Below are 18748 nucleotides of genomic sequence, written 5' to 3'. Positions count from 1 at the left end.
CGCGTGACGGCCGGACCTTAACCGCCCCAGGTGAAAGTGGGCGTGCACGAACCTAAACGTCATGTCTATAGCCCTTTTTCTGCTGTACCTGTTCCTCCCCACCCCCACTCCTTCCGTTCCCCGGCACTTGCCCACCGCGCACCTGGCGCCGCGCGTGGTAGCAGTGAATCCCGCGCCAGCTCCGGCGGTAGCTTATCATCCACCCCAAAAGCTGCCCACTTACCGCGTCACGGCCACCATTTATATGGCCGACGCCCGCCAAACCGACGACGAGCCGCTCGTCACGGCGGACAATTCCCGCATCCCCGCCCACGCTTCAAGTAAAATCCGCTGGATTGCCCTTTCGCGCGACCTGCTGGAGAAGTGGGGTGGCCCCTTCGCCTTCGGCGACTCCGTTCAGGTTAGCGGCATTTCGGCTGAGCTGGACGGCACTTACATTATCCACGATACGATGAACCGCCGCTTCAAGCACGGCATCGATTTGCTCGTGGGCAAGCACGAAGATTTTTACGGACGTTGGACCGACGTCCGCATTCGGCCTGTGCCTGAGCGCCCAGCGCCCGCGCCGGAGTGGCAGGCAGGCTAAGCGTATCCTCCTTTCAGTACGGGCACTTTTCACCGGCAATAAACGGCTGGCTACTACCTAATTTCCGGGCCGTTACCGCCCGACCGCCCCACCACGGGCTGGTTGGCAGGGGTATGGTCTGCCGAAAAGCATTCGGCCCTGCGGCCGCGGCGTATTGCCGCAGCTGCAGGGCCGAGCCCTTAAGGGGGCTGACTGGCCGCTTAGGCTACCGGAAACTCCGCGATGGTACGGGGGTAGCCGTCAGCATCGTAGAGGTAGCTCAGCGGCTCGCGGGGGTTCTGCAGGATGGTACGCAGGTCGATTTTCCAGGGCAGCCACAGCTCCTCCAGCGTCTGGGCGTAGGCCATATTGTCCCAGGGGTTAAACACCGAGCCGGTCACGTCGTCGAGGAAGGTATCCATCACCAGCACTTGGTCGCCGGGCTTCACGGGGCGGGGGAAGAACTCCGGGATGGCGCTGATGAGGTAGGCGCCGTAGTACACCCGGGCCTTAAACTCGGCCAGCTGCACCGGGTGCAGGGGCCGGGCACGGGCATCTTCGTACACGCGCTGCATCACGTGGCGCAGCATGTCGTTGTCGAGCAAGCAGCTGATGATGGCCACGCGGCCCAGCCGGATGCTGAACACCATGGTGGCCAGGTCGTCGTCGTAGGCAAACTCGGGTTCGTCGGGGCCCAAGTTCACGTCGAGAATGAACACGGAGCCGGGCGTGAAGTCGTCGTACTCCATGCGCACGCGCAGAGCCTGCAGCACCTGGAAAAACGAGCGGAAGCGACTGAACAGCTGGCGGTTTTCAGCCAGCGGGTAGCGCGGCTTAATCAGCGGCTCCTGCTCCCGCACCAGCTCACTCACGAAGATGCCGTAGAACATCTTGCCCAGCCACAAGAACATCGTTTGCTCATCAAGCTGGCGCAGGCCGGCGGGGTCGTCGGCGGTGGCGGCCTCCACCCGGTCTTCCAGGGCGCCGACGTGCTGCTGGTGGCAGCGCGGGCAGCAGGGAATCATCAGCTCGCCGAAAGTGGTCGTGCTTTGGTCGAGCAGGCGAATTTCCTTGTCGGCCAGGCCGTAACGCTCCAGCAGCCAGGGCGCGAAGACCGGCACGTTGTCGCGGGCCGGGTCGACGGGAGTGCCGCAGAGGAAGCACACCGGCGCCAGCAGTTGCATGCGGGCGAAGGGGTCGTAGAGGGTGAGGTCGGGCGAGGAAGAAGCGGCCATAGAATGCAAAAATACGCTGCCCGCCGCACCCGAACGGCAAGTTCGGCAGCGGCGGGCAGCGTATAACCGGCGGCGGGCCGGGTGGTTTCGGGGGCTAGCGCGAGAGCGAGGAGCCCAGCTTGATGAGCAGCTTGCCGAGCTGGGCCAAGGGCGGCCCGTAGCCGGCGCTGGCTTCGGAGGCCACCTTGCCGGTTTCGGCGCCCAGCGTGGCCAGGATTTCGGCAATGCCGTGGGCGTCGGCGTCGGGGCTGGTGAGCTGCTCGCGCAGATTGCGCAGCTCCTGAATAATCTTGGCCAGGCCCGGCTTTTCGCTGGCTTCGAGCACGGCAGCCCACCGGTCGATTTCAGTCAGGCCGTACTGGTTGGCCTGGGTAGGTACGCCTTCGTTCAGCAAAGCCAGGGTATCGTCGATCAGGGCCGAATGCTGGCCGTCAGTAACTTCCATGGGCACCTGAAAATCGGGCGTGTGGGCGGGAGTGGGCGTAAGCGAATCCATGGGTCCGGGGAGGAAAAAAGCAGGTTGAACAAGGGCGGCGGCTGCCTGCATATACTTTGGGTGCTGCCAAAAAGTTGAGGTCCGCGGCACCGCCTGCGCTTTTTGTTCCAAGCCCGCTGGCCGTGACCGTTTGCGCCCTTCGGTGGCCGCCCAGCTTGTTTCTTTTGCGGCCGCTCACTGCAGCCGCTTCGCTCTCACCGGCGCCGCGCAGACGTTGACGGGTTACCTCCGGCACCTGGGCGGTATCAAGGGCCATTCAAGCCACCAAAACAACCGACAACGATGAAAATGACCTTCAAAACCCTGCTGACCGTAGCCGCTTTCGCCGCTTTTGCTACCACCTCCTGCAGCGAGAAAACCCAGGATAACGCCGAAGCCACCGCTGAAAGCGCCGCCAACGACGCCGCCGCCAACGTGGACGCCGCTGGTAACGCCGTAGAAGGCGCCGCTGACAACGCCGCTGCCGAAATCAAGCAGGAAGCCAACGAAGCCACTACCCCCGAGAAAGGCGACACCGCCGTGGTGAAAAACCAGCCCGCCAACGGCGTAGTAGAAGAAACCCCGAAGCAGTAGTCGTAAGGACTCAGCTTAGTCCAAGCATAAAAAAGTCCGTTCCTGAGCTCAGGAACGGACTTTTTTGCTTTCGGACCGTGCTACACTGCCGCCGGCACGGCCGGCGCCACCGGGGCGGCGGCTACTTCCATCAGCACGTCGTAGTAAGGCCGGTTCATCATGCGGGCGCGCAGCCAGGCGTAGAAGCTCATGGCCTGCAAATCCTCGCGCTCCAGGGGCAGAAAGCGCGGCATTTCGGCCACACGGGCAGCAAAGGCCGGGCGGTTGGCGGCGGCCGGGTCGTCGAGGATGTCGCGCACCAGGGCCAGGTAGCTGAGCACGTAGCGGTAGTTGCCGCCGTCGTTGCCGAACCGGTCGCGCACGAGGCGCTCCACGGCGCGCAGGCGGTGAGTGGCCACGTCGGCGTTGCCCATTTCCAGCTGGGTCAGCAGCTCGCCCAGGTTTTTGTTGAGCAGCCACTCCACGCCCATTTTCTCCTCGCACCAGTGGTCGGAGCGGCCGATGGCCAGCAGCGTCTGGGCAGTACGCTGGTACTGGCCTTCGGCGAAGTAGTGGAAGCCCAGGCCCAGGCGGCCGGTCAGCTGGTCGCGGGGGTTGAGGTTGTGGGTGCGCAGCAGCTCCTCGAGCAGGCGGATGCTTTCGGTGTTGCGGCGCTGGAAGGCCAGGTTGGCGGCCAGCAGGAAGATGTAGCGCGGGTAAAACTCGTTGTGGAAGGAGCGCGGGCCGCTGTCAATCAGCCCCCGCAGCTGCTCCAGGTACTCCACCGACTCGGTGAAGCGGCGGTTGCGGTACAGGGCGTGGGCAATCATGTAGAGCAAACCAAGCTGGTACTCGCGGTGGGCCGCCTGGAAGCCGTGGCGCTTTTCCATCAGGTGGTAGCAGCGCCGCACGAAGGGCTCGAAGGAGGCAAAGTCGCGGCGCACGAGCATGGCCGAGCGGGCAATGGACAGCAGGCGGTAGAGCAGGGACGGGCGGCGGGCAAAGGCTTCCTGCAGGTCGTACTCGCGCAGGATGTCCTGCATAATCTGGTCGAAGGAGGCCCCGCCGGAGCGGCCTTGGGTGCGGGCCTGGCGCAGGCGGGCACGCATAAGGCTGTAGGCAATGGCGGCCCGCTCTTCCTCCTCGGCCGCGGGCTTGTTGCGGTTGCGGCGCCGAATGATTTCGTCCAGCGGCTCGGCGTGTTCCCCGTGGGCGTGCTCGATTTGGAGGTTGTACACCGTGTTGAGCAGCTCGTACTGCTCGTTTTGCTGGGCCAGCTTTTCGGCCTTGCGCAGGGTAGCCCAGGCCAGGCGCGGAATGTCGGCGTCGAACAGGTACTGGGCCAGGCTGAGCTGCCCACGCACGGTGCTGGCGGCGGTGAGGTCCCGGTCGCGCTGCTTCAGCAGCAGAAAATCCGTCACCTGGCGCAGCAGGCGCTTGCGCAGGGCGTAGTAGGCGGTGGCGTTGGGGTCGTCGGGCGGATAGAGGCGGGCCAGCAGCTCGGCCGTGCTGTAATCTTCCCGGTGCCAGAGCAGCTCGCAGAGCTGGGCGTCCTTGCGGCCCTTCTCCTTGCGGCGCTGCCGCTGCAGAAAGCGCAGGAACTCCTTCCGGTCGTCGGGCGAGAATGTAGCGAGGGTAGTACGTAAGTCATCCATAGTGCTGCTAAGCTACGGCGCCGGACCTGGGTTTGCCAGTACCGGCCGCCAGAGGCTGATGTCCTTGTCCTCACATGAAAATGTGAGCCGACCAACCAATAACGAGTATTTCTGCTCTGCTCGTAAAGTCAGAATGTATGGTATTTCGTCCCGACGGGACTGGATTCGTACGGCAACTTTGCTGCTGACTTCACCTGCCTCCCTCCTGCCATGAAAAACGCCCTGCTCGCTCTGCTCCTCGCCCTCCCCACCCTGGCCGGCGCCCAGCAGCTGCCCGACTCCACCCTAGCCGCCGCATCCCTTCCGCCAATGCTGGCCGCTGATTCTACCCTATCTGCCCTGGCTGAAGCTGCACGGCCCGCAGACACGCTGCGCACCGATACGCTGACGCTGCGCGCAGCCGCCCCCGATACTTCCTTGTCGGCGCTGCGCGGCCTGTCGGCTACCGAGCGGCGGCGCCTGGGCCGCGACGACGCCAAGCGCCACTACCGCCCGGGCAAGGGCGTGTTCTGGATGGGCGTGGGCGCGGGTACGGTGGCCCCCATTACCCTAATGCCCTTCACTGGCGTGCTCGGCTTTGTGGCCGGGGCCGGTGGAGCCGTGGCGGTGGGCGCTACCAAGGCCAACCAGGAACGGCTGCACGCCACGGCCCCGCAGCCGGCCCTGCTGCGCGACGCCGATTACCGTCGCGGCTACACTCAGAAAGCCCAGGGCAAGCGCATGGGCAAGGCGGCCCTGGGCTGGGGCGTGGGCACCGTCGCCACATTCGGCACGCTGATAGCGGTGCTGGCGGTACTGCTCAGCGGCTTCAGCGCAGGTTAGGCGGCAGCCCGAAGCTGCGGACCACAACCCCAAGCTCGGCAGTACGTACAAGCTCCACACTACCACCCAAAACACCTTTTCACTCATGGACCTGAATAACAATAACATCGACGACAGCACCGAACTGCGGGCCCGTAGCAACTGGAACGAAATCAAAGGCCAGACCAAGCAGAAGTGGGGCCAGCTCACCGACGACGACCTGACCTACGAGGAAGGCCGCCAGGACGAGTGGTTCGGGCGTTTGCAGGAAAAAACCGGCGAAACCATCGACGATATCAAGAACTGGTTCCGCCGCACGTTCTAGCAGAACTGCATCAGCATCAATATTTTCCAAAACCGTCCTACATTCAGTTGTAGGACGGTTTTTTTATGGTAATCTGCGGTCGGTACTGCCCCCGTCCGCTCCCCGTACCGGTTATGTATACCAATCCGCAAGAGCTATACACCCTGGGTAATAAGGCGCTGCTGCGCTTACCCAAAACGGCCTTTTTCTGCTCGCGCAACTACCCGCCGGACATCGAGCGGCCCACGTTTTTGTGGGCCATGGAGCAGCGTTACCGCGGTCAGTGCGTGCTGTCGGGCTTTCATTCCAAGCTGGAGCAGCACGTGCTGCGCTTTTTGCTGCAGGGCGACTGGCAGCCGATCATCCAGGTGCTGGGCCGGGGCATTCAGCCCAGCACCCGCTTCGAGTACGAAGTGCCGGTGACGGCCGGGCGGCTGCTGTTTGTCACGCCCTTCGAGCCGGCCGTGCAAACCGTCACCCAGGACACAGCCGACATCCGCAACCTGCTGATAGCCGATTTGGCCGACCGGTTTTTTATTCCCTTTCTCACGCCCGGCGGCAACCTCGACCGGCTGCTGCGCCAGGAGCAGTTGCTCAACAAGCCCATCCTGACGCTGGATTTGCCCGAGAATCAGCCCTTGCTGGACTTAGGAGCCCGAGTATTCTCCCCCCGCTTGGCTCTGGGGCACGGCGGCCATCCGGCTTAGGAGTCCTCGGGGCTGGTAGCGCGCCTGTTGGCCGGCGCATCCTCCTCCGATTCCGGGTAGCGGTGGCAGGGTATTGTTGCAGGCGCGCCGGGGAATATGCGCTTAGGGCTATGCGCTCCGGCGGCCCCCGGCCTAACCTTTCAGCCGATGAGCTGCGTATGCCGCTGATACCAACCTAGCACCGACCTCATTATGGCAACTCTTTCTTCTCACATTCCGGCGCACCTGCCCACCTCGCCGTCGGAGGGCATCCGCACGCTGGCCCGCTTCGGCTTCGCGGCCAAGGGCGTGGTGTACTGCATCCTGGGCGTGCTGGCCGTCATGGCCGCCACCGGCCTGAGCGGCGGCCGCACTGCCGACAAGCAACAAGTGCTGCAAACCGTGCAGGACATGCCCCTGGGCCGCTGGCTGCTGGGCCTGGTGGCCTTCGGGCTGGCCGGCTACGTGGTGTGGCGCTTCGTGCAGGCCATCCGCGACACCGAAGGCAAGGGCAATGACGCCAAGGGCATTGTGACGCGCATTGGCTACGCGAGTTCGGCCCTGGGCTACGCGGTGCTGGCCTACGTGGCCGGCAAAGCGGCCCTGGAAAACACCACGGCCGGCGCGGGCGGCGGCAACACCCGTCAGTCGTTTATTGCCACGCTGCTGGCCCAGGACTACGGCGCCTGGCTGGTGGGCGCCATTGGCCTCACGGTTATCGGCATCGGCGCGTACCAGCTGATTCGGGCTTACTCGGGCTCGTTTGCCAAGCACGTCAACCACAGCCAGCTGCCGGCCGGGCAGCAGCGCCTGGTGTACCGCATGGGGCAGCTGGGCTACACGGCCCGGGGCATCGTCTGGGGCATCGTGGGCTACTTCCTGGTACAGGCCGCCCGCCACTCCAACGCCGCCGAAGCCCAGGACACCGAAGGCGCCTTCGACCTGCTGGCCGCTATGGGCCGCGGCCCGCTGCTCATCGTGGCGCTGGGCATGGTGGCCTACGGGCTGTACATGCTGGTGCGCGCCAAGTACCCGATTCTGAAAGGAGTCTAGCTTTAGGGTAAGAGTTTGAGAGGGCGGGAGATTAGGAGTTGATAATTCCTAATCTCCCGCCCGCATTGCTTTACGCACGAGTCCGGTTTACTGCAGGATATGCTCCCGAACCAGCGTCCAGGTCTGAACGCCGATTGAACGGTATTGGCGCTGCTGTACCACTCCTAGCCCTTTGGCCCACCAATAGCGCGTAAGGAAACCAGCTCGCGTAGCTAGGTCACCGTCCCGAGTTGTTACTGACACCACCTGCTCGAATGTGCGGCCGCCACTGAGCCGTTGCGGCAGTCGGTAACGGTAAGCAGCGCCGTTCAACTCCGGCTGCCCTACCCGTAGCGCATAAGCAAACACCACAGCGGAGGCGGTTGCGAAATCATTGGCGCGGTGTTGGTGTATCAGCCAGCAGGGAACAATGTCATTATCGCTGCCGCTAAATGTGCTTGAATCAGGAATACCTATACAGGTACGCTGAGACGTGTACGTAATCTTAGCAGTCGAGGAGCTAGAAGCCATTTGTACTTCCAGCTCTTCATTACGACCGTACACGCGGTTGCGGTCTTTGGTGCTATGCACCCAAGTGCGGGCGCTGGTGACCCACACACTATCGAGCTGGCCGCTGGCCGAATCGCGGTAGATCCAGTAGGTACCAGGCAGAAAGTAGGCGTACGCTTGTAGCCCGGCTGGCAGCGGCGTGACGGCCGCCTCTTCCTCCTTGCGACACTGCACTGCCAACAGCGGTAGCAGAGCCAAGTACCATAATTGTCTCATCGGATAGGCTCTTTGCAGCTACTCCAGTAACGGTAGCAGGGGATGATTTCTACCCGTAAGAGCCTACTTTGGGCTACGAGGTTGCCAGCACATCCGCGCCCACGTAGTCGCGCAGGTACTCGTAGCGGGGCGTGAGCTGGCCGGCGCGGGCAATGGTGGCCCGCTCGATGATGCCGTCGGGGTCGGGACCGAACAGGTGGGGGAAGACGTTGTCGATAAGCTGGCGGCCGAAGTCCCGGCTGGCGTTACGCGGCAGCTCGCAGGGCAGATTGTCGACGGCCATGACGGTCAGGTTCAGCGGGTGCGAGTAGGCCTCGGCCAGCTCCCCGGTGGTTGGGTTGTAGTCGAAAGCCGGCTCGGGGATGCTGCTGCTGCGCTTGGTCACGGGGATGCTCCCGTCGATGTCGCAGGTCACGTCGGCAATGGTGTTGATGCGGAAGTTGGGCTGGCAGGTGTCTTCTTCGCTGAACAGGCGCGGGGCTTTCGGGTCCCAGTAGGCGCAGGCAATGAGCAGGTCCGTCACCGGCAAGAACTTGCCAAACGTCGACAGGTACTCTTCTGGGTGCTGGTGGAAATCGGGCGTATCCCACACGCGGCCGTCCTGGCGGGCGTTGTAATCGGAGGAGCGCAGCTGGGTGTACACCGGCTCGGCGAAGTCGAGGTAGAGGTAATCGTACACGCTCACCCGCCGGATGCCCATCTTGTCGAGCACCTGGATGGCCCCCTGTGCCACGCGGCCCGAGCCCGTCACGGCAATCTTGATGGGCGGCAGGGCTTTTACCTTGAAGTATTCCTCCTGCATGTCGTCGAGGTCGGTGCAGAGGTAGGCGGGCTTCAGCTGGTACAGGCCGTGCTTGCGGCCGTAGGTGAGCAGGCCGTTGTAGGCGCCCACCACGCCGGCCCAGTAGCCAAACGCCACAATCCGCTCACCCTTGGCATTGGTCAGTACCTCGTAGTCGATGAGCGTGATGTTTTTCTGCAGCACGGCCCGCAGCAGCTTACGGTTGGCCGGCTGCTTTTTGATGGTGTGGGAGAAGAACAGGTAAGTCTTGCTGGGAATCAGCTGCTCCACAGGCACTTCCTTCACGCCCAGCAGGATGTCGCAGTCCGTCACGTCGGCCTGCACCGCAATGCCCAGATCCTGGTACTCCTTATCCGAGTAGCTGCGGATGTCGCTGCTTTGCACCACCATCTGCACCTGGGGCCAGGTTTGCTGCACTTCCACGCACTTTTTGGGCGTGAGCGGCACGCGGCGGTCAACGGGAATTTTGCCTTCGCGGATAAGGCCAAGCTTGAGGGTAGTCATGGGGGAATGCAGAGTCAGGTGGGGAAAAGGCAAAACTAGAATTTTTGCCCGGAGCGACTCCGCAGCCCCGCCCGGCTTAACCGAATGGTAGCAACGCAAACGGCCCCGCCGGGTCGGGCGGGGCCGTTGAAGTCATCTACTACAATAGAACGTCATGTCGAGCGAAGTCGAGACATCTCGCTCGGAGACTAATCTTTTCGTTGAACGAGTCGAATGCTATCCGACGTCAGCACGCGAGATGTCTCGACAAGCTCGACATGACGTTCTAGACAAACCAGCCGTCCTACGTCGGCTGGACGAAGCGCTTGATGTCGCCGCTGGCAATGTAGGACTTGCCGTCCGGCGCGGTGTTCACGTGGTCGACCACGTAGAGCGTGTTTTCCTGGCGGATGTCGCGGGGGAAGCGCATGTTCCAGTCCGGCTCAAAACCGTCGCTGACCACGCGGGCGCGCAGCTTGCTCTTGTCCTTCACCACCTGCACCAGGATGCCGTTGCCCACGGTGTCGGTTTCCTGCAGATCAGCCAGCGTCTTGGGCGTACGCGCTACCGAAGTCGATGCGCTGCTACTAGAGCGGCTGCGGCCACTGCCACCGGCCGAGCGGCCGGCCAGCGGGTCGGTTTCGCCGGGGCGCACGAGGCGGGTGATGGTGCCCTTGGCCCGGTAGAAGGTGCCGTCCTGGCTGGTTTCCAGCGCCTCCACCAGGTAGTGGGCGCCCTCGGCGCGCAGGTCGCGGGGGAACTGCACGTTCAGGTCGGCGTACCCGTCGCTGATGACTTTCATGCGCAGCTTGCCGCCCTCGCGGAAGCAGGCCAGCTCCACGCCGCCCGCCGCGGCGTCCTGCACCACCGGCAGCGCGTAGGCCGCCGCGTCCACGCTCACGCCGCGGCCCGACAGACTCTGGCGCGCCTGCCGGCCCTGGAAAGCCTGGTCGCGCAGCTCCTTGCGGCTGGCGTTGTCGAGGTGGCGCTTGGCAATGCGCTCGGCGTAGTGGGTAATCTGGTCGATTTCCTCGGCTATTTCGAAGTGCTCGTGCAGGCCGGCGGCCGTCAGGTCCTTCACCACTTGCCGCAGCAGGGCTTCGGCCTCGGCGTGCTGGCCGGCGTCGGCCAGGTCCACGGCCCGCTCCTTGTCGCGCCCGATGCGCAGCAGGGCCAGATCCAGCGTCACACGAGTGTCGGCCGCGGCGGCCACGGCCTCGATGGCGCCGGCCGTTACCGTCACCGTGTACTCGCCGCTGACGGCTTCCACGGCGCCGTTGCGAATGGCGTCGGCCCGGAAGCTGACCTTGAGCAACTCGTGCGGGCCGGCTTTCAGGGCCGGAATGCTCAATTGGATACCCAGCAGCTTGTCCTCATTCTCGAACACGTCGCCGAGGCGCACCAGCAGCTGGCCGCCGGCCTGGGGCTCGGTGCGGGCCAGGCTCAGCACATCCTCCACCTTCACCCCGGCTACGGGCGTCAGGGTCACGGTCAGGTTTTGGGCGGCCACGGCCTTGAGGCTGTCCAGCTCGGCGGCAAACACCTCGGCCGCGTCGTCGGGCGACTGGATGAAGTAGAAGTTGCCCCCGGCGGCGCGGGCCATACCGATCAGCAAATCCTCCTCGAAATGCTCCCCGAAGCCCAGCGTGGTGGTCGAAATACCTTCCTCGGCCTTTTTCGACGCCGTGCTGATGAGCACCTTCGACTGGGTGATGCCCGCGTTGGCCTGCCCGTCGGTGAGCAGCAGCACGCGGTTTACCTGGCTGTCCTTGATATTTTTGGCCACCAGCTCGCAGCCGCGCAGCCAGCCGCCGCTCAGGTTGGTGAGGCCCCCGGCCCGGATGCCGCCGATGATGCGCTTGATGGCGTCCTTGTCGGTGACGAGTTGAGCGTCGAGCAGGGTATCTACCTGGTCGTCGTACACCACGATGCTCAGCCGGTCCTCGGGCTGCAGCCGGTCGACGAAGTTGGCGGCGGCCTGCTGGGCGTAGCGCAGGGGCACGCCGGCCATCGAGCCGCTGCGGTCCAGCACGATGGCCACGTTCAGGGGGCGGCGCTGGGGGTTGGGCACGTCTTCGCGGAAGCTCAGCAGCAGGCTGGTGGTGTCGGCCGTGTTTTCGAGCAGCACGGCCTGGGCAGGTTGCTGGGTAATCTGCATGGGCAAGGTGTTGGGGTGGAAAAGAGACGTAGCCGTTTCGGGCAGAAACGGTTCAGTTTTGAGGTACGAACGGCCGGGCCGGGAGTTAAACCCGACCGTAGCGCGGCCAAGAACGGTATTTCGGAGGAAATAGAGCTATTACTATATAACCAAGTGAGAGGCCCACAACTGTAGCGCGGGCTTGGCTTCGCCTTCCTGCGGTTTAGCCCGCGTTTGCCAGATAGTACCTTTCTTCGTCCGAACGATTATCCTTCAACGATTTCGGCCAAGCGGACGCGGGCTTAAGCCCGCGCTACACCCACGGCTCAGGTTTCGATAATCGGGCGGTAGTCCTGCTCGTTGTCGAAGCCGGCCAGCCAGGCGGCCGCGCGGCGGCAGGTGCGGATGTGCGGGGGCACCCGCAGCACGTAATTATGGCCCGTGGAGGGGCAAATCACCTTCAGGGCGTGAATGGGTTCGTCGTCGGTGAGGGGCACGCTCAGCAGCTGCCGCTCCCCGCCCGCGTCCCGGTCCCGGTCGAGTACCAGGCCGCCCAGCTCCTGCACGAAGCGCTCCAGGCCCATGCGGTCGATGAGCACGCGGCGGTGCGTGACGTTGCGCACCTGCAGCAAGTCGATGGCGCGCAGCTCGTCGGGGCGGAAGGCAGTGCGCTCGTCCACCGACGTGCCCTGCCAGCGCAGGGGCACGCGCAGGCCGGCGGGCAGGCCGCTGAGGCCGCTGCCGGCCACTTCCAGCCAGTGCGTGAGGTGCAGGCCGGCGGGCAGCTGCCGCAGCTGCGGGCAGTTGCTCACGTCGAGGGAGCGGGTGGTAAGGCGCTCCGGCAGCCGGTTCAGGCGCGGGTTGTTGCTCAAATCCAGGTGTTCCCGCACCAGCCAGTCGCCCGATACTTCGCGCACGGCCGTACCGGAGGCGCGCACGTTCACGGCCCGCAGGCGGTCGGGCAGCAGCTCCAGGTTCGGACAGTCACGCACGTCGAGCTGGGTGCATTCCAGCGAAGTGGGCAGCTCCCGCAGCCGCGTTTCGCCGCGCAGCCGCACCGGGCCAGTTACCACCAGCGCCGCCGGCACCCGCCCCGCCAGCAGCAAGGCCCGCACCTGGTCGGGCGCCACCGTCAGCACCGCGCCAGCGGGCAGCGCAGCGGCCGGGCGCAGGTACGCCGGCAGCGGCTCCTGAGCCAGGGGCGCGGCGGGCTGCGGCTCGGCGGCGGGTGGCGCGGACGTCGTCGGGGTGGCGGGGCGGGCCGGATGGCGGCCGCGGGCGTTGATGCGGAACATGGCGCGGGCGTTTGGGTTAGTCGACCACCGTGCGGATGGCCTCGGGCGAATACTCGCGCTGCTGCCAGACGCGGTACACCCCCATCGGCAGGGTGATGGGCCGGTGCTCCTCGTGTACGAGCGTGGCCGCGGGCGCGGTGACCTGCAAGTAAATCATCCGGCCGTGATTAAAGAGCCGGGCGGCCCCGGCTTCGCGGATGCGGTGGGTGTGGCCGGTGACTTCGCCGTGGGCGAGGATGAGCCCGGCCTGGGGCACGGCGCCGGCGGGCAGCGCGGCCACGGCCCCGATCAGGACGTCGCCGTGGCGGTAGAGCGGAGTGTTCATTGCTAAAACAGTTAGGTGACAAATCCGAGCACAGCCACTCGCAAGGCGCTTACCAGTGGCTGATTGCTATGCTAATATACTAAATTATTTAGCAAAATGTTCTGCGTTACCAGCCTTTGTTCGCACCTAGCCAGCAAGGCCCTGTTTCTCAAAGAGCTAGCAGAACAGTCGACTTCCGGCAACACCCGGCGCATTGGGGCCGGCAGCACTGCCGCGGAAGGCGGGCCCAGGCAGCAGGCGGCCCGGCACTTTTTCGCGGCGGAATGGTTTAAGCGTGAAGCCTTTTCGGGCTACCTTTGTTAGGGCCTAAACCCAGGGCCTATTTCCCGCCAACCATCCGTTTCCCGTATGAAGTTGTCTTTCAAGCCCGCCGACGTATTCGTTGACCGCCACAACGGTCCCGACGCCGCCGCCGTGGCCGAGATGCTGCACACCATCGGCGTAGAGTCGGTCGACCAGCTCATCAATGAAACCGTGCCGGCCCGCATCCGCCTCAAGCACGAGCTGAACCTGCCTGCCGCCCTCACCGAGCGGCAGTTTTTGCATCGGTTCAAGCAGATTGCCGGCCAGAACAAGGTGTTCCGCTCCTTTATCGGCCTGGGCTACCACGATACCTGGCTGCCCCCGGTGATTCTGCGCAACATCATGGAGAATCCCGGCTGGTACACCGCTTACACGCCCTACCAGGCCGAAATTGCCCAGGGCCGCCTCGAAGCCCTGATCAACTACCAGACCATGGTCATCGACCTGACCGGGCTGGAAATTGCCAACGCCAGCCTGCTCGACGAGGGCACCGCCGCCGCCGAGGCCCTGCACATGTTCCACGGCCTGACCAAGAAGAAGAACGCCACCAAGTTCTTCGTCTCGGAGCAGGTGCTGCCCCAGACCATCGACGTGCTGCGCACCCGCGCCACGCCGCTGGGCATCGACCTCGTTGTCGGTGACCACCGCACGGCCGACCTCTCGGACGAGGCCGTGTTCGGCGCCATCGTGCAGTACCCCGCCGCCGACGGCGAGGTGTTCGACTACACCGATTTCATCAGCCAGGCCCACACCAACGGCATCCTCGTGGCCGTAGCCGCCGACCTGCTGGCCCTCACCCTGCTCAAGGCGCCCGGCGAAATGGGTGCCGACGCCGTGGTGGGCAACTCGCAGCGCTTCGGCGTGCCGCTGGGCTACGGCGGCCCGCACGCCGGCTTCCTGGCCACCAAGGACGCCTACAAGCGCGTGATTCCCGGCCGCATCATCGGCCAGAGCGTGGACGCTACCGGCAACAAGGCCTACCGCATGGCCCTGCAGACCCGGGAGCAGCACATCCGCCGCGAAAAAGCTACTTCGAACATCTGCACCGCGCAGGTGCTCTTGTCGGTTATTGCCGGCATGTACGCCGTGTACCACGGCCCCGAGCGCCTGAAGCAGATTGCCGCCAACGTGCACCTGCTCACCCGCCAGCTGGCCGCTGGCCTGCAGGAGCTGGGCCTCACGCTGAACGTCGAGAACTACTTCGACACCATCAGCCTGACGCTGGAAAGCCCGGAGCTGCAGCAGGCCCTCAAAGCCGAGCTGGAAGCCCAGGGCATCAACCTGCGCTACTTCGCGGAGGCCAACGTGGGCATCTCGCTGCACGAAAAGGCTGAAGCCGCCGACGTGGCCGACATCCTGCGCGCCTTCGCCAAAGTACTGGGCAAGCCCGCAGCCACGGCTGCCGAAGTAGTAGAAGCCCCGGCCGACCTGGAGCTGACCTGGCCCACGGAGCTGATCCGCACCTCGGAGTTCCTGACGCACCCGGTGTTCAACACCCACCACGCCGAGCACGAGCTGCTGCGCTACATGAAGCAGCTGGAGAACAAGGACCTGAGCCTCGCGCACTCGATGATTTCGCTGGGCTCCTGCACTATGAAGCTCAACGCCACGGCCGAGATGATTCCGGTAACCTGGCCCGAAATCGGTCAGCTCCACCCCTTCGCCCCGCGCGAGCAGGCTCAGGGCTACGCCGAAATCTTCCGCGACCTGGAAGCCTGGCTGTGCGAAGTCACTGGTTTCGACGCCGTCTCGCTGCAGCCCAACTCGGGCGCCCAGGGCGAGTACGCCGGTCTGCTGGTTATCAAGGCCTACCACGAAGCCCGCGGCGACCATCACCGCAACGTGGCCCTGATTCCGGCCTCGGCCCATGGCACCAACCCCGCGTCGGCGGCCATGTGCGGCATGAACATCGTGGTGGTGAAGAGCACCGAGCAGGGTGAAATCGACCTGCAGGACCTCAAGGAAAAAGCCGAAAAGCACTCGGCCAACCTGAGCTGCCTGATGGTGACTTACCCCTCGACGCACGGCGTGTACGAGGAAAGCATCATCGACATCTGCAACCTGATTCACGAGCACGGCGGCCGCGTGTACATGGACGGCGCCAACATGAACGCCCAGGTGGGCCTCACCTCGCCGGCCAACATCGGCGCCGACGTGTGCCACCTGAACCTGCACAAGACCTTCTGCATCCCGCACGGCGGCGGCGGCCCCGGCGTGGGCCCCATCGGCGTGGTGAAGGACCTGGCCCCCTACCTGCCCGGCCACGTGGTCGTCGACGCCGACGGCCGCTCGGGCGGCGCCGTGTCGGCTGCGCCCTGGGGCTCGGCCAGCATCCTGCCGATCAGCTACGCCTACATTGCCATGATGGGCGGTGAAGGGCTGAAGGCGGCCACGCAGACGGCTATTCTGAACGCCAACTACCTCAAGGCCCGCCTGGAGGAGCACTACCCGGTGCTCTACACCGGCGCCCAGGGCCGCGTGGCCCACGAGATGATTCTGGAGTGCCGCCACTTCAAAAAGGCCGGCATCGAGGTGGAAGACATTGCCAAGCGCCTGATGGACTACGGCTTCCACGCACCCACCGTGTCGTTCCCGGTAGCGGGCACGCTGATGGTGGAGCCGACGGAATCGGAGAGCAAGGAGGAGCTGGACCGCTTCGTGGAGGCCATGATCAAGATCCGCCAGGAAATCCGCGAAGTGGAAGAAGGCCGCGCCGACGCCAAGGACAACCTGCTGAAGCACGCCCCGCACACCGCCGCCGTGCTGCTGCACGAGGAGTGGACGCGCCCCTACTCGCGCGAGCAGGCCGCCTACCCCACCGACTTCGCCCGCCGCTACAAGTTCTGGCCCTCGGTGTCGCGCATCGACTCGGCTTTCGGCGACCGGAACCTGATTTGCGCCTGCACGCCCATCGAAGCCTACGCCGACCAGGAAGAGCACTTGGTGCCGACGGACAAAGGCCCCTCGTACTAAGCAGCGGCTAACCCGCTTAGGCAAACGGCCCGGAACCAGTAGGTTCCGGGCCGTTGTCGTTTCAGGTGTTGGGGACTGATGACGGCAGCTACCGCTTGCCCTTGAAGCAGGTGCGGTACATGTAGCCGGTTTCGGTTTTGCCGGCGTTGGTAGCGCGTACTTTCACGAAGTACTGGTCGACGGTGTCCATGACCTGTACTTCGGTGCCCGAAGTAATGACCATGAGCTGCGCCGATTCTTTTTTCATGCCGTCGTAGAGGGTGCAGTCGACCACGGTGTTGTGGGCTACCGGGGCCTTGTTGCTGCGGCTGGCCGAGCCGTCGTCTTTGGCGGCGCTGCAAGCGGCCAGCAAAAGCAGCGAAACGAAGAGTACAGGTTTGTTCATAGAGGGTGGATTACGTCGGGAATATAGCAAAATACAGACGCGCCACCTACCCTTTCCCCTTGAGACAATGGGGCAAATAATTTTTCTAAGGTGTGGCCAGGCAGGCCCGGAACAGGTAACCCGACACGGTCTTGCCGTTTTTGCTGAACACGGCCCGCACAAAATGCGCCTTACTGCTCGAATCCACCACCTGCACCAGCGTGCCGGGCGGCACCACCGTAAGCATAGGCGCCTGGGAGCTGGGGCGGGCGTACAGGCCGCAGGTAGTGCCGGTGGTACGCTCTACGGGCGGCTGGGCCAGGGGCGGAATCTGGCCACGGGCCGGTCCAAAGCCAGCGGCGCCCAGCAACAGGGCGGTAGTAAGCAACAGGTGAAGCATGGGTGGGAAGGCAGCGGGGCGGATAGGACTCCTAATATGGACATTAGCTGCACTATATCAAAATAAAATTGGCTTTCTATGCTGCCATGCCCGCCGCAGAATGCAATAAAAAGGGAACGAGCCAGGGGGCGGCATTGTTGATAAAACAGCCCCGCAAACCGCCCTCCGGCGGCCTGCGCAGCGGGCTTTTCCAATCCGCCTTACTGACATGAAACGCTTCACTCAATTGTTTTCCCGCCCGGTAGCCCTGGCGGCGCTGGGCCTGAGCCTGGTGCTGGGTGCCACCGGCTGCGCCTCCGTACCCCGCGTGGGCGTTAGCACCGATTTCGACCACGCCGTGAACTTCCGGGCCTACAAGACCTGGGCCTGGTACCCCGGGCAGCCCGCCGACGCCGAGGGCGGCCCGGCCAAAGGCTACAACTCCTTTTTCGACCAGCGCATGCGCCGCTCCCTGGAAGCCGAGCTGACCCGCAAGGGCCTAAGCAAGGTGGACAAGAACCCCGACGTGTACGTGGCCTACTCGGCCCGCGTGGAAGATAAGCAGCGCACCGCCACGCCTTACTACGGCCCTTACGGCTACCCCTACTGGTACGGCTGGGGCCGCGGCCCTTACCAGACCGTGCAGGACTACAAAGCCGGCAACGTCATTATCGACTTCGTGGATGCCAAGCGCAAGGAGCTGGTGTGGCGCGGCTACGGCCAGAGCCAGGTCGACCAGCAGACCCTGACGGAGCCCGAAGTGGACCGCCTGGTGACGGGCGTGCTGGGCAGCTTCCCGCCCAATGAAAATACCGCCCGCCGCTAAGCCGCGGGGGTGGTTTTACTCCGAAAGCCTCGTCCTGCCGGGACGAGGCTTTTTTATGCGCCGCATTGCCGCCGCGGCCACCTACCTTGCCGGCAAAATCTCTGCACCTATGCTCCCGTCCGGCAGACTCACGCTCTTTCTCACCCCGTTGCTGAGTGCCGGCCTAGCTGGTTGTAGCGCCCTCTACGGCCTGCGCCGCACGCCCGAAACCGTCGATTTTGCCCTGGTGCGGCAGTATGCCCAGGATTACGGCGTTGGGCTCAGTCCGGCAACGAGCCTCGCCCTCGATACCAGTTACTACACTTTCCTGCGCCGCCAGCCCACCCCGCAGGCCCCAACGCTGCAGCTTCACGCCCAGCCGCTGCAGGTACTGTACTTTGATCGGACTGGCCGGCTGGTATCGTACTTCGTCAACTGCAACGCCGGTGGCTTTCCCAACCTGAACTGGAACCACGACAACGCCCAGGCCAATTTCCCACCCGCCTCGCAGACGCCGCCCGACAGCCTCGTGTCGTTTGCGCGGCTGGCCTCGTTTTTCCGCACCATGGGCGGCAGCCGCCTGCAAGGCCTTGAAACCACCGCCGATTATACTGTGGTGGTGTTCTGGAGTCACCGCATGGGCCGGCAGAGTAGGCGGCTACTGGCCACCGTACGGCAGAACCTGCAGCTAGTGCCCGCCGGTCAGCGCGCCCTGCTGCTCTACGTCAACAACGACGCCTACCTGAAGCGCATTGGCATGTAAGCCCACG

19 protein-coding genes are annotated in these 18748 nt (G+C 64.4%); 9 read left to right on the top strand and 10 right to left on the bottom strand.

Features of this window, described 5'->3' with window-relative positions; translation table 11 throughout:
• The first annotated feature begins 61 nt into the window (after positions 1–61).
• On the top strand, positions 62–586 hold the full coding sequence (locus EJV47_RS23945; protein WP_126695739.1) for an RlpA-like double-psi beta-barrel domain-containing protein: 525 nt from the start codon (positions 62–64) through the stop codon (positions 584–586).
• A 200-nt stretch (positions 587–786) separates the two neighbouring features.
• On the opposite strand, the gene EJV47_RS23940 is transcribed toward EJV47_RS23945, so the two are convergent.
• Positions 787–1800: a hypothetical protein gene (locus EJV47_RS23940; RefSeq protein ID WP_126695738.1), complete on the bottom strand. Its 1014-nt coding sequence runs from the start codon at positions 1798–1800 to the stop codon at positions 787–789.
• A gap of 94 nt (positions 1801–1894) precedes the next feature.
• Positions 1895–2296 carry a hypothetical protein gene (locus EJV47_RS23935; protein ID WP_126695737.1) on the bottom strand — a complete coding sequence of 134 codons (402 nt, stop codon included), beginning with the start codon at positions 2294–2296 and terminating at the stop codon, positions 1895–1897.
• Between the two features lie 282 nt (positions 2297–2578).
• Between EJV47_RS23935 and EJV47_RS23930 the strand changes: the two genes are divergently transcribed.
• A complete protein-coding gene (locus EJV47_RS23930; protein WP_207895983.1) occupies positions 2579–2869 on the top strand; it encodes a hypothetical protein in 291 nt (96 codons plus the stop codon).
• Between the two features lie 80 nt (positions 2870–2949).
• On the opposite strand, the gene EJV47_RS23925 is transcribed toward EJV47_RS23930, so the two are convergent.
• Positions 2950–4503 (bottom strand): hypothetical protein, encoded by a 1554-nt coding sequence (locus EJV47_RS23925; protein WP_126695736.1) that lies wholly within the window; start codon positions 4501–4503, stop codon positions 2950–2952.
• A 210-nt stretch (positions 4504–4713) separates the two neighbouring features.
• On the opposite strand from EJV47_RS23925, the gene EJV47_RS23920 reads away from it, so the two are divergent.
• From EJV47_RS23920 to EJV47_RS23905, 4 genes are all read left to right on the top strand, one after another.
• The gene (locus tag EJV47_RS23920) at positions 4714–5325 is read left to right on the top strand and encodes a hypothetical protein (RefSeq protein ID WP_126695735.1); all 612 of its coding nucleotides are present in this window, start codon (positions 4714–4716) and stop codon (positions 5323–5325) included.
• Between the two features lie 85 nt (positions 5326–5410).
• Positions 5411–5629, top strand: a complete 219-nt coding sequence (locus EJV47_RS23915) for a CsbD family protein (RefSeq protein WP_126695734.1) — start codon at positions 5411–5413, stop codon at positions 5627–5629.
• 113 nt (positions 5630–5742) lie between these two features.
• Positions 5743–6315, top strand: coding sequence for a DNA-binding protein (locus EJV47_RS23910; RefSeq protein WP_126695733.1), 573 nt, complete (start codon positions 5743–5745; stop codon positions 6313–6315).
• A 192-nt stretch (positions 6316–6507) separates the two neighbouring features.
• Positions 6508–7347, top strand: a complete 840-nt coding sequence (locus tag EJV47_RS23905; protein ID WP_126695732.1) for a DUF1206 domain-containing protein — start codon at positions 6508–6510, stop codon at positions 7345–7347.
• Positions 7348–7434: 87 nt separating this feature from the next.
• On the opposite strand, the gene EJV47_RS23900 is transcribed toward EJV47_RS23905, so the two are convergent.
• From EJV47_RS23900 to EJV47_RS23880, 5 genes are all read right to left on the bottom strand, one after another.
• Positions 7435–8112, bottom strand: a complete 678-nt coding sequence (locus EJV47_RS23900; RefSeq protein WP_126695731.1) for a hypothetical protein — start codon at positions 8110–8112, stop codon at positions 7435–7437.
• Positions 8113–8185: 73 nt separating this feature from the next.
• The gene (locus EJV47_RS23895) at positions 8186–9418 is read right to left on the bottom strand and encodes an NAD(P)-dependent oxidoreductase (RefSeq protein ID WP_126695730.1); all 1233 of its coding nucleotides are present in this window, start codon (positions 9416–9418) and stop codon (positions 8186–8188) included.
• A gap of 283 nt (positions 9419–9701) precedes the next feature.
• The gene (locus EJV47_RS23890; protein ID WP_126695729.1) at positions 9702–11555 is read right to left on the bottom strand and encodes a vWA domain-containing protein; all 1854 of its coding nucleotides are present in this window, start codon (positions 11553–11555) and stop codon (positions 9702–9704) included.
• 305 nt (positions 11556–11860) lie between these two features.
• Complete coding sequence (locus EJV47_RS23885; protein WP_126695728.1) at positions 11861–12829, bottom strand: DUF6745 domain-containing protein; 969 nt, start codon at positions 12827–12829, stop codon at positions 11861–11863.
• 16 nt (positions 12830–12845) lie between these two features.
• On the bottom strand, positions 12846–13154 hold the full coding sequence (locus tag EJV47_RS23880) for a hypothetical protein (protein ID WP_126695727.1): 309 nt from the start codon (positions 13152–13154) through the stop codon (positions 12846–12848).
• A 348-nt stretch (positions 13155–13502) separates the two neighbouring features.
• Here EJV47_RS23880 and gcvP point away from each other — a divergent pair, with 348 nt between their 5' ends.
• Entirely contained in the window at positions 13503–16430 is a 2928-nt protein-coding gene (gcvP, locus tag EJV47_RS23875; protein WP_126695726.1) for an aminomethyl-transferring glycine dehydrogenase, read from the top strand.
• An 88-nt stretch (positions 16431–16518) separates the two neighbouring features.
• On the opposite strand, the gene EJV47_RS23870 is transcribed toward gcvP, so the two are convergent.
• Both EJV47_RS23870 and EJV47_RS23865 read right to left on the bottom strand, forming a co-directional pair.
• Positions 16519–16815 carry a hypothetical protein gene (locus tag EJV47_RS23870; protein ID WP_126695725.1) on the bottom strand — a complete coding sequence of 99 codons (297 nt, stop codon included), beginning with the start codon at positions 16813–16815 and terminating at the stop codon, positions 16519–16521.
• An 85-nt stretch (positions 16816–16900) separates the two neighbouring features.
• Entirely contained in the window at positions 16901–17194 is a 294-nt protein-coding gene (locus EJV47_RS23865) for an SH3 domain-containing protein (protein ID WP_126695724.1), read from the bottom strand.
• A 208-nt stretch (positions 17195–17402) separates the two neighbouring features.
• Between EJV47_RS23865 and EJV47_RS23860 the strand changes: the two genes are divergently transcribed.
• Both EJV47_RS23860 and EJV47_RS23855 read left to right on the top strand, forming a co-directional pair.
• Positions 17403–17999, top strand: a complete 597-nt coding sequence (locus EJV47_RS23860) for a DUF4136 domain-containing protein (RefSeq protein ID WP_126695723.1) — start codon at positions 17403–17405, stop codon at positions 17997–17999.
• Between the two features lie 109 nt (positions 18000–18108).
• Positions 18109–18741, top strand: coding sequence for a hypothetical protein (locus EJV47_RS23855; RefSeq protein WP_126695722.1), 633 nt, complete (start codon positions 18109–18111; stop codon positions 18739–18741).
• Positions 18742–18748: the final 7 nt, after the last annotated feature.

This window comes from Hymenobacter gummosus, assembly GCF_003970915.1.
Lineage (GTDB): Bacteria > Bacteroidota > Bacteroidia > Cytophagales > Hymenobacteraceae > Solirubrum > Solirubrum gummosum.
Note: the sequence above shows the minus strand (reverse complement) of the source record. Positions and strands in the feature narration are given on the sequence as shown.